The organism is Polaromonas sp. P1_G4, from assembly GCF_056405475.1.
Window position 1 is genome coordinate 1 of the sequence record NZ_JBFUCA010000177.1, and the last position, 7,780, is coordinate 7,780.

At 63.0% G+C, this 7,780-nt stretch carries 9 protein-coding genes; all 9 read left to right on the forward strand.

What is annotated here, in order from left to right; translation table 11 throughout:
* The first annotated feature begins 78 nt into the window (after nt 1–78).
* Nucleotides 79–309: a hypothetical protein gene (locus AC1D1X_RS10785; protein ID WP_477669524.1), complete on the forward strand. Its 231-nt coding sequence runs from the start codon at nt 79–81 to the stop codon at nt 307–309.
* A 193-nt stretch (nt 310–502) separates the two neighbouring features.
* On the forward strand, nt 503–1,294 hold the full coding sequence (locus AC1D1X_RS10790; RefSeq protein WP_477669525.1) for an SDR family oxidoreductase: 792 nt from the start codon (nt 503–505) through the stop codon (nt 1,292–1,294).
* A gap of 25 nt (nt 1,295–1,319) precedes the next feature.
* A complete protein-coding gene (locus AC1D1X_RS10795) occupies nt 1,320–1,769 on the forward strand; it encodes a PaaI family thioesterase (protein WP_477669526.1) in 450 nt (149 codons plus the stop codon).
* Between the two features lie 108 nt (nt 1,770–1,877).
* Nucleotides 1,878–2,894: an NADP-dependent oxidoreductase gene (locus AC1D1X_RS10800; protein ID WP_477669527.1), complete on the forward strand. Its 1,017-nt coding sequence runs from the start codon at nt 1,878–1,880 to the stop codon at nt 2,892–2,894.
* A 26-nt stretch (nt 2,895–2,920) separates the two neighbouring features.
* The gene (locus AC1D1X_RS10805) at nt 2,921–4,561 is read left to right on the forward strand and encodes an isovaleryl-CoA dehydrogenase (RefSeq protein ID WP_477698263.1); all 1,641 of its coding nucleotides are present in this window, start codon (nt 2,921–2,923) and stop codon (nt 4,559–4,561) included.
* Between the two features lie 33 nt (nt 4,562–4,594).
* Complete coding sequence (locus AC1D1X_RS10810; RefSeq protein ID WP_477669529.1) at nt 4,595–5,533, forward strand: glutathione S-transferase family protein; 939 nt, start codon at nt 4,595–4,597, stop codon at nt 5,531–5,533.
* A complete protein-coding gene (locus AC1D1X_RS10815; RefSeq protein WP_477669530.1) occupies nt 5,530–5,997 on the forward strand; it encodes a GNAT family N-acetyltransferase in 468 nt (155 codons plus the stop codon). Before AC1D1X_RS10810 ends, AC1D1X_RS10815 begins: the two co-directional genes overlap by 4 nt.
* 92 nt (nt 5,998–6,089) lie before the next feature.
* Nucleotides 6,090–6,995, forward strand: coding sequence for an SDR family oxidoreductase (locus tag AC1D1X_RS10820; RefSeq protein WP_477669531.1), 906 nt, complete (start codon nt 6,090–6,092; stop codon nt 6,993–6,995).
* Nucleotides 6,995–7,780: alpha/beta hydrolase family protein (locus tag AC1D1X_RS10825; RefSeq protein WP_477698264.1), on the forward strand; the 786-nt coding region annotated here is incomplete at its 3' end. The genes AC1D1X_RS10820 and AC1D1X_RS10825, both read left to right, overlap by 1 nt.

Here is a 7,780-nt window from a genome sequence, read left to right on the forward strand (position 1 = left end):
ACCGAAGATCGGTGCCTGGCTCAAGGTCGTTGAAACCCGCGACCTGACCTGTGCCGATTTGCCCGAGGAGGCGTTTTAATGGCTTTTTTCAAACCGTCCGCTGACCCTGTTTCCAACAAGGCCGTGGCTCGCTTGCAGACCCTGATCTGGGTCCTGATCTACGGCGGGCTGCTGACGTTGGTATTGGGTCTGTCGGTTCAGCGCCTGGACGATGCCATCGGCTGGTCCATGGTGGTGCTGGGCGGTATTGTGGCGGTGGTTGGCGCGGCGCTGGTTTACGTGCGCTCCCGCATCAACGTCAGTTCGTAGCGGCCGGAAGTCGCCACCACGACAGCGCAACCTGCAGGAGGCCTGATGTTGTGCCAATATGGCAGACCGCCGCATCCCGATATCGAGATCGCAACCACGGCTGAACCCGACACATTATTTGCAACCCCATCCTTGCCGGAGTCCCGATGCGGCACCCGGCAAGCCCGATGACACCCAACAGGAGACAACTTTCATGACCCGTACCATCCAGCAGCTGTTCGACCTCAAAGGCAAAACCGCACTCGTGACCGGCGGCTCACGCGGCCTGGGACTGCAACTGGCCCAGGCGCTGGGCGAAGCCGGCGCCAAAGTCATTTTGAGTTCGCGCAAGGCCGAAGACCTGGTCGAGTCCGCTGCAGAGCTCAAAGCCGCCGGCATCGACGTCGACTGGATCGCCGCCGACTGCTCCAAAGAAGAAGACATCCGGGCGCTGGCCGACGAGGCCATCAAGCGCCTGGGCCATGTCGACATCCTGGTCAACAACGCCGGCGCCGCCTGGGGCGCACCTGCTGAAGATCACCCGGTTGAGGCCTGGGACAAGGTCATGAACCTCAATATCCGCGGCTATTTCATCCTGAGCCAGCACATCGCCAAACACAGCATGATCGCCCGCAAGTCCGGCCGCATCATCAACGTAGCCTCCATCGCCGGCCTGGGCGGCAATCCGCGCGAGATGACCACCGTGGCTTACAACACCTCCAAGGGTGCCGTCATCAACTTCACGCGCGCACTGGGCTGCGAATGGGGCAAGTACAACATCACCGTCAATGCGATTTGCCCGGGCTTTTTCCCGAGCCGGATGACCGTGGGCACGCTGAAAGCGTTGGGCGAGGAAAAACTGGCCTCACACGCACCGCTGGGCCGCCTGGGCGACGACGAGGATTTGAAGGGCCTGTGCGTGCTGTATGCGTCGGATGCCGGCAAGCACATCACTGGCCAGTGGATAGCCGTCGATGGTGGCGTTTCGGTCGTAACCGGGGGGTGAGCAAGAAATGGGCTGGGAACAGTTAATGAACTTCGGCGCGGACATCCCTTTCGTCAACCACCTCGGCTTTGAGCTGGAGCTGTTTGAAGGCGGTGCTTCGGCCATTGGCTATGCGCCCAAGCCCGAGCACCTCAACTCATTTGCCGTGACGCACGGCGGCGCCATCATGACGCTGCTGGACGTGACCATGGCGACAGCCGCGCGCAGCGTACAGAAAGATATGGGCGTGGTCACCATCGAGATGAAGACCAGCTTCATGCGGCCGGCACCCGGCGACGGCAGCCGGCTTACAGCCAAGGGGCGGCTCATGCATCGCAGCACCACCATGGCGTTTACCGAGGCCACGCTGTATGACGCGGAAGGCCGCGCCTGTGCACACTCCACGGGCACCTTCAAGTACGTGCGGCGGATTGCCACCGCCGCCCAAAACACCGGCGCACCGGACCTACCCGGCGGCGGCATATCAACCGATTGAACTGAGGTATTGGTTAAATCACAGACCATGCCAATAAACACGGGCGCCAGAAGCTATCAAATCAATAGCAAATCGCCTGCCTTTCCCGACAACACACAGGAGACTTCCATGCCCATCAACCAGCAAATCCTGCTCGACAACCGTCCCACCGCCGAAGCCGTCGCCAGCAACTTCATGCTGGTGTCCAGCGACACGCCGCCCCTGCAGGATGGCCAGGTGCTGGTGCGCCACCATTACCTGAGCCTGGACCCTTACATGCGTGGCCGCATGAGCGATGCCAAGAGCTATGCCGCGCCGCATCCGCTGGGCCAGGTCATGCTGGGCGGCACGGCAGGTGAGGTCGTGGAAAGCCGCTCGCCCAAATTCCAGCCCGGCGACAAGGTGGTCGGCATGGGCGGCTGGCAGGAATACAGTGTGGTCAATGCCGAGCAGCCCGGCGCGCTGCGCAAGGTGGATACCACGCACGTACCGCTCTCGCACTATCTGGGCGCGGTCGGTATGCCGGGCGTCACCGCCTGGTACGGCCTGGTGAAAATCATTGAACCCCAAGCCGGACAGACCATGGTGGTCAGCGCCGCTACCGGCGCAGTGGGGAGCGCGTTCGGCGCACTCGCCAAGGCACGCGGCTGCCGCGCCGTCGGCATTGCCGGCGGCCCCGACAAATGCAAATATGCCGTCGAAGAACTCGGCTTTGACGCCTGCATTGACTACAAAGTGCACGCCGATGCCGCTTCGCTGACCAAGGCTCTCAAGGACGCCTGCCCGGATGGCATTGATGGCTACTTTGAAAACGTGGGCGGCATGGTGCTGGACGCCGTGCTGCCGCGCATGAACGCTTTCGGCCGCATCGCGCTGTGCGGCATGATCGCCGGCTACGACGGCCGGCCCATGCCGTTGGCCTATCCGGCGCTGATTTTGACCAGCCGCCTCAAGCTGCAGGGCTTTATCGTGGCCGAGCACATGGAAGTCTGGCCCGAAGCGCTCAAGGAACTCGGCACGCTGGTGGGCACCGGCAAGCTGCGCCCGCGTGAAAGCGTGGCGCAGGGGATTGAATCGGCGCCCGAAGCATTCCTCGGGTTGCTCAAAGGCAAAAACTTCGGCAAGCAGTTGGTCAAGCTGATCTGACCCGACCACGGCGCGGTCAAAAGGAGGTGGACATGACGCATGAAGTCTTCAACCAGCCCGCAGCGCTGTCGGACTACAACCTGTTTGACACCAATCGCCCGCTGCGCGACGCGCTGAAATTTAATGCGCCGGCGCTGGACACGCACGAGCTGAGGCAGCTCGGTGCGAAGCTGGGCAGCACGGCCATGCAGACCCACGCGCGCCTGGCCAATGTGCATGGGCCGGCGCTGCACAGCCATGATCGTTTTGGCCGTCGTGTGGACCAGGTGGAGTTTCACCCGAGTTATCACGAGCTCATGAAACTCGCGACGGGCTCGGGCCTGCATGGCTCTCCGTGGTCTGAAGAAAACCCGTCACCCCATGTCCAGCGCGCAGCAGGCTTCATGCTCTTCACCGAGCTCGAGCCCTCCATCCTGTGCCCCATCTCCATGAGCTACGCGGCCACGCCCGCGCTGCGTGGCAACACAGCAATCTACGCCGACTGGGGCCCCAAGCTGGCGAGCCGCGCCTATGACCCGGAACTCAAGCTATGGCAGGCCAAGGCCGGCCTCACCATGGGCATGGGCATGACGGAAAAGCAGGGCGGCTCCGATGTCCGGGCCAATACCACCCGCGCTGAGCCCGCAGGCCGCGACGGCTGGGGCGAACGTTATGCCATCACCGGCCATAAATGGTTTTTCTCGGCGCCGATGTGCGACGCCTTCCTGGTTCTGGCCCAAACCCAAAGCGGCCTTTCCTGCTTTTTCCTGCCACGCGTGCTGCCTGACGGCGGCCTCAACGCCATCYGCATCCAGCGCCTCAAAGACAAGTTGGGCAACAAGGCCAACGCAAGTTCTGAAGTGGAATTTGAAAACGCCCAGGCCTGGCTGGTCGGGGGCGAAGGCCGCGGCATTCCGCAGATCCTCGAAATGGGCACCATGACCCGGCTGGACTGCGCGCTGGGCACCAGCGGGTTGATGCGGCAGGCGCTGGCCCTGGCGCTGAACCACACCTCGCAGCGAAAAGCCTTCGGCAAGCTGCTGATTGACCAGCCGCTGATGCGCAACGTGCTGGCCGACCTCGCGCTTGAATCCGAAGCCGCGACTGCGCTGGCAATGCGCCTGGCCCGGGCTTTCGACCACACAGGCGATGCCCACGAGGCCGCCATGGCGCGCCTGTTGACACCCGTCGCCAAGTTCTGGATCTGCAAGCGCGGTAGCCATTTCGCCCAGGAGGCGATGGAATGCCTGGGCGGCAATGGCTATGTGGAGGAGGGCGGCGAGGGCGTCATGGCCCGCGTTTACCGTGAAATGCCGCTCAATTCGATTTGGGAAGGCGCGGGCAACATCATGGCGCTGGACCTTTTGCGCGCGCTGCGCAAAGCCGACGCCGTAGCGGCCCTGAACCAGGAACTGGCCGCCGCAAAAGGCGCGCACCCGGCGCTGGACCGGCTGGCCGCTGCCTTGCCAACACGTGTGGAAGAAATGGCGACTGAAGTGGAGGCACGGCGGCTCGCGCAGGACGTCGCGCTGGCGGTGCAGGCCGCCTTGCTGTATCAGACCGCGCCCGCTGCCGTCTTCAGCGCTTTTTGCGACTCGCGCATTGCAGGCAACTGGGGCCATGCTTTCGGTACGCTGGGCGCCGGTACCGATTTCGACACCCTCATCGCGCGGGCCATGCCCCGCTGAATTTCAAGATACGCAGAACACCCGGAGACAACCATGAGCGATCTGATCCTTCACCATTACCCCACATCGCCATTTGCCGAAAAAACCCGCCTGATGCTGGGTTACAAAAACCTGCCCTGGAAGTCCGTCGTCATCCCGATGATCATGCCCAAGCCCGACGTGGTGGCGCTGACCGGCGGCTACCGCAAGACGCCCATCCTGCAAATCGGTGCCGACATTTATTGCGACACCGCCTTGATCAGCGACGTGCTGGAACACCTGCAACCCGAGCCTTCGGTGTACCCGGAACCCAGCAAGGGCCTGGCGCGCACGCTGGCGCATTGGGCCGACAACACGCTGTTCTGGACCTCCATGGCCTACAACACGCAGCCCAAGGGCGTGGCCCAGATTTTTGAAAAAGCGCCACCTGAAGCCGCCCGGGCTTTCGGCGAAGACCGCAAGGCCATGAGCACCGGCATGCCGCGCCTGCGCGCCAGCGATGCCGCCGCAGCCTACAAGTCCTATTTGCGCCGAATCTCGGACATGCTCGACGACCGGCCTTTTTTACTGGGTGATGTGCCCTGCATCGCCGATTTCGCGATGTACCACCCGCTGTGGTTCACGCGGGTGCAAACACCGGTGCTCGCGGGCATCCTGAACCTCACGCCGGCCGTGCTGGAATGGATGGACCGCATGGCCGCCATTGGCCATGGCGGCATTGAAAAATTCAGCTCCACCGAGGCTGTGGCACTGGCCGCCGCATCCACGCCGGCGCCGTTGCCGGGTGACCTGTTCCAGGACGAACACGGCATTGCGCTGGGCAGCCAGGTGCTGGTCAGCGGCGAGAGTTTTGGACCGGAGCCTACCGAGGGCGAGCTGATCGCCGCCACCCGCATGCATTACACGCTGCGCCGCACCGATGCGCGTGCCGGCACCGTGCATGTGCATTTCCCGCGCATCGGTTACACCCTGAAGGCTGCAGCCCCGGCATGAGCATCTCCGGCACCTCCGTTATTTCCTGGCGTTTTCTTCCCTTTGACGCGCTGACCACCCTTGAGCTTTATGAGATCTTGCAGCTTCGCAGCGAAGTGTTTGTGGTCGAACAGGCCTGCAGTTTCCAGGACATGGACGGCGCGGACATGCAAGCCATGCATTTGCTGGGCATAAGGGAAGGGCGGCTGATAGCCTACGCGCGCTGCTTTGCCGCGGGCGTGAAGTTTGCGGAGGCCAGCATAGGCCGCGTGGTCACGCATGCTTCGGCACGCGGCGGCGGCATTGGCCATGTTCTGATGAAAGAGGCCGTTGGCCGTTTGCAGCAGCACTGGGGCCCGCAACCCATCCGCATAGGTGCACAGGCACGGCTTGAGCAGTTCTACCTGCAGCACGGTTTTGCCAATACCGGCCAGCCCTACATCGAGGACGGCATACCGCACATCGAGATGCTGCGGGTTGCCTGAATAGTTACCTGAGCGACAGCTGTGGCGACAGGGTGCACGGACAATTTTCCTGTTCTTCAAGACACCAAGATATTCATCAAGGAAAACGAACCATGATCACGGATTTCAAAGGTAAAACGGCAGTGCTGACCGGCGCGGGCTCGGGCTTTGGCCTGGAATGCGCACGCCTGGGGGCCCAACTGGGCATGAACCTCGTGCTGGTTGACGTGCAGCAGGATGCGCTGGACAAAGCCACCGAAGAGATGAAGGCTTCCGGTGCCCAGGTGCTTTCGTTCAAGCTTGACGTCTCCAGCGCAACGCAGATGGAAGCCATGGGCAAGGCCGTGTTCGAGCGCTTCGGCGCGCCGCATTTCGTTTTTAACAACGCCGGCGTTGGCTCGGGCGGTCTGATCTGGGAAAACAGCGTCAAGGACTGGGAATGGGTGCTGGGCGTCAACGTCATGGGTGTGGTGCACGGCGTGCGCATCTTCACGCCGATGATGCTGGAAGCAGCCGCCAAAGACCCATTCTGGCAAGGCCACATCGTCAACACCGCCAGCATGGCCGGGCTGCTGAACCCGCCGAATATGGGCGTCTACAACGTCAGCAAACACGCCGTGGTGGCGCTCAGCGAAACCCTGTACCAGGACCTGGGCCTGGTGACCGATCAGGTTGGTGCCTCGGTGCTGTGCCCATTTTTTGTAGCCACAGGCATCGGCATGAGCCACCGCAACCGCCCGGCCGAACTCGGCGCGGAAAAGCCGACCAGGAGCCAGATGATCCAGCAGGCCATGACCGGCAAGGCAGTCGGCTCCGGCAAGGTGAGCGCCGCCGATGTGGCGAAACTGGTGTTTGACGCCATCGCAAAGAACCAGTTCTACATCTACAGCCACCCCAAAGCCATCAACTCCGTGCAGACACGGCTTGAAGACGTGCTGCAGGCGCGCAACCCGACGGATCCGTTTGCCGACAAGCCTGAAATTGGCCAGCAACTGAAAGCCGCGCTTCGCGGGGCCTGATGGGCCGCGGCTACCTTGCTTGGGCCGGCCTGCTGCTTGGGCTGGCGGGGGCAGGCGCGTTGGCACAACCGGTGAAGTGCCCCGACGGAAAACTTGCCGACGGCATTGAACGGGCAGGGGACGCCCGGCAATGCCTTGTCATCCGCAAGCTGGCGCCTGGCCAAACATCCCGCATCACACCCAAGGTACTGGTCGTCTTTCTGCACGGCGACAACGGCGGGCGCACGGAATTGAACGCGGACAGCGGCACAGCAGCCTTGCTGGCCGAGAAGCTCCAGGCCGTCACAGTGGCGATGCAGCGCCCCGGCTACCGCAGCGAACTGGGCGTATCGGACGGCGAGTCCGGCCCAAGGGACGACGACTACACGCCAAGCAACGCCGAAATCATTGCCGCCGCGCTGGGCAGCCTGCGCAGCCTCAACCCCGGCAAGAAAATCCTGCTCGTCGGCCATTCGGGTGGCGCAGCCATGGCGGCGCTGGTCGCCAGCCGCTTTCCCGGCAGTGCCGACGCCTATTTGCTGGCCGGATGCCCCTGCGATGTGCCGGCATGGCGGCAATGGCGCAACAGCTCTGCGGGCAAATCCGGCGCCTGGAGCCGCAGCCTTTCACCCCTGGCTGAAGCGGAGAAAATCAGCCCGGATACGCAGATCAGCGTGGTGGTGGGCAACAAGGACGAAAACACATTGCCCCAGTTCAGCGAGGCCTATGTCAGGGCGCTGCAGGCRCGCGGCGTCAAAACCCGCGTCACGTATGCAATGAACGCCACCCACGTGTCGGTGCAGCGC